Annotated in this window: 2 rRNA genes; both read right to left on the bottom strand. The window is 48.1% G+C overall.

Features of this window, described 5'->3' with window-relative positions:
* Positions 1–72: 72 nt before the first annotated feature.
* Positions 73–187: ribosomal RNA gene (rrf, locus tag KA867_RS13215) — 5S ribosomal RNA — on the bottom strand.
* A 77-nt stretch (positions 188–264) separates the two neighbouring features.
* Positions 265–3,185: ribosomal RNA gene (locus KA867_RS13210) — 23S ribosomal RNA — on the bottom strand.
* Between the last annotated feature and the right edge of the window lie 181 nt (positions 3,186–3,366).

Raw genomic sequence — 3,366 nt, 5'->3', positions numbered from 1 at the left:
ACTCGAACCTACGACCGATCGGTTAACAGCCGATAGCTCTACCACTGAGCTACTGTGGAATAATGAAATATTGCCTGGCAACGTCCTACTCTTGCGGAACGTAAGTCCGACTACCATCGGCGCTAAGGAGCTTAACTTCTGTGTTCGGCATGGGAACAGGTGTGACCTCCTTGCTATAGTCACCAGACAATATCATGTATAATTATTATACATTCAAAACTAGATAGTAAGTAAAATTTAGTTTAACCAACAAAACTTTTAAATTTGATTAAGTCTTCGATCGATTAGTATTCGTCAGCTCCACATATCGCTATGCTTCCACCTCGAACCTATTAACCTCATCATCTTTGAGGGATCTTATAACCGAAGTTGGGAAATCTCATCTTGAGGGGGGCTTCATGCTTAGATGCTTTCAGCACTTATCCCGTCCATACATAGCTACCCAGCGATGCCGTTGGCACGACAACTGGTACACCAGAGGTATGTCCATCCCGGTCCTCTCGTACTAAGGACAGCTCCTCTCAAATTTCCTACGCCCACGACGGATAGGGACCGAACTGTCTCACGACGTTCTGAACCCAGCTCGCGTACCGCTTTAATGGGCGAACAGCCCAACCCTTGGGACCGACTACAGCCCCAGGATGCGATGAGCCGACATCGAGGTGCCAAACCTCCCCGTCGATGTGAACTCTTGGGGGAGATAAGCCTGTTATCCCCGGGGTAGCTTTTATCCGTTGAGCGATGGCCCTTCCATGCGGAACCACCGGATCACTAAGTCCGTCTTTCGACCCTGCTCGACTTGTAAGTCTCGCAGTCAAGCTTCCTTGTGCCTTTACACTCTATGAATGATTTCCAACCATTCTGAGGAAACCTTTGAGCGCCTCCGTTACTCTTTAGGAGGCGACCGCCCCAGTCAAACTGTCCATCTGACACTGTCTCCCACCATGATTAATGGTGCGGGTTAGAAATCCAATACAGCGAGGGTAGTATCCCACCAACGCCTCCACGTAAGCTAGCGCTCACGTATCTAAGGCTCCTACCTATCCTGTACAAGCTGTACCGAATTTCAATATCAGACTACAGTAAAGCTCCACGGGGTCTTTCCGTCCTGTCGCGGGTAACCTGCATCTTCACAGGTACTATGATTTCACCGAGTCTCTCGTTGAGACAGTGCCCAAATCGTTACGCCTTTCGTGCGGGTCGGAACTTACCCGACAAGGAATTTCGCTACCTTAGGACCGTTATAGTTACGGCCGCCGTTTACTGGGGCTTCGATTCGTAGCTTCGCAGAAGCTAACCACTCCTCTTAACCTTCCAGCACCGGGCAGGCGTCAGCCCCTATACATCACCTTACGGTTTAGCAGAGACCTGTGTTTTTGATAAACAGTCGCTTGGGCCTATTCACTGCGGCTCTCCTGGGCGTGAACCCTAAAGAGCACCCCTTCTCCCGAAGTTACGGGGTCATTTTGCCGAGTTCCTTAACGAGAGTTCGCTCGCTCACCTTAGAATTCTCATCTTGACTACCTGTGTCGGTTTGCGGTACGGGCACCATAAATCTAGCTAGAGGCTTTTCTCGGCAGTGTGAAATCAACGACTCGAGGAAACAATTTCCTCTCCCCATCACAGCTTGACCTTAAGAGTGCCGGATTTGCCTAACACTCAGTCTTACTGCTTGGACGTACAATCCAATCGTACGCTTCGCCTATCCTACTGCGTCCCCCCATCGCTTAAAACGATGTATGGTGGTACAGGAATATCAACCTGTTATCCATCGCCTACGCCTATCGGCCTCAGCTTAGGACCCGACTAACCCAGAGCGGACGAGCCTTCCTCTGGAAACCTTAGTCAATCGGTGGACGGGATTCTCACCCGTCTTTCGCTACTCACACCGGCATTCTCACTTCTAAGCGCTCCACATGTCCTTACGATCATGCTTCAACGCCCTTAGAACGCTCTCCTACCATTGTCCTACGGACAATCCACAGCTTCGGTAATATGTTTAGCCCCGGTACATTTTCGGCGCAGTGTCACTCGACTAGTGAGCTATTACGCACTCTTTAAATGATGGCTGCTTCTAAGCCAACATACTAGTTGTCTGGGCAACGCCACATCCTTTTCCACTTAACATATATTTTGGGACCTTAGCTGGTGGTCTGGGCTGTTTCCCTTTCGAACACGGACCTTATCACCCGCGTTCTGACTCCCAAGTTAAATTGATTGGCATTCGGAGTTTGTCTGAATTCGGTAACCCGAGAAGGGCCCCTCGTCCAAACAGTGCTCTACCTCCAATAATCATCACTTGAGGCTAGCCCTAAAGCTATTTCGGAGAGAACCAGCTATCTCCAGGTTCGATTGGAATTTCTCCGCTACCCTCAACTCATCCGCTCACTTTTCAACGTAAGTCGGTTCGGTCCTCCATTCAGTGTTACCTGAACTTCAACCTGGTCAAGGGTAGATCACCTGGTTTCGGGTCTACGACCAAATACTCAACGCCCTATTCAGACTCGCTTTCGCTACGGCTCCACATTCACTGCTTAACCTTGCATCAAATCGTAACTCGCCGGTTCATTCTACAAAAGGCACGCCATCACCCATTAACGGGCTCTGACTACTTGTAAGCACACGGTTTCAAGTTCTCTTTCACTCCCCTTCCGGGGTACTTTTCACCTTTCCCTCACGGTACTGGTTCACTATCGGTCACTAGAGAGTATTTAGCCTTGGGAGATGGTCCTCCCGGATTCCGACGGAATTTCTCGTGTTCCGTCGTACTCAGGATCCACTCAAGAGAGAACAGATTTTCGACTACAGGATTATTACCTTCTTTGATGCATCTTTCCAGATGCTTCGTCTAATCTATTCCTTTGTAACTCCGTATAGAGTGTCCTACAACCCCAACAAGCAAGCTCGTTGGTTTGGGCTATTCCCGTTTCGCTCGCCGCTACTCAGGGAATCGATTTTTCTTTCTCTTCCTGCGGGTACTAAGATGTTTCAGTTCTCCGCGTCTACCTTCGATACGCTATGTATTTACGTATCGATAATACGACATAACTCGTATTGGGTTTCCCCATTCGGAAATCTTTGGATCACAGCTTACTTACAGCTCCCCAAAGCATATCGTCGTTAGTAACGTCCTTCATCGGCTTCTAGTGCCAAGGCATCCACCGTGCGCCCTTAATAACTTAATCTATTTGCTTTCAACTCGACAACCGTCGGTTGAAAACCCAAAATGTTATTAATCTGTGAGTGTTCTTTCGAACACTAGCGATTATTTCTTTTTGAATTCAAGCTTATTTAAAACTCTTATTCACTCGGTTTTGCTTGGTAAAATCATAAATTTTACTTACTTATCTAGTTTTCAATGTACAA

Origin of the sequence: Staphylococcus sp. GDH8C109P (genome assembly GCF_017893405.1) — a bacterium.
Taxonomy (GTDB): Bacteria; Bacillota; Bacilli; order Staphylococcales; family Staphylococcaceae; genus Staphylococcus; species Staphylococcus cohnii.
Note: the sequence above shows the minus strand (reverse complement) of the source record. Positions and strands in the feature narration are given on the sequence as shown.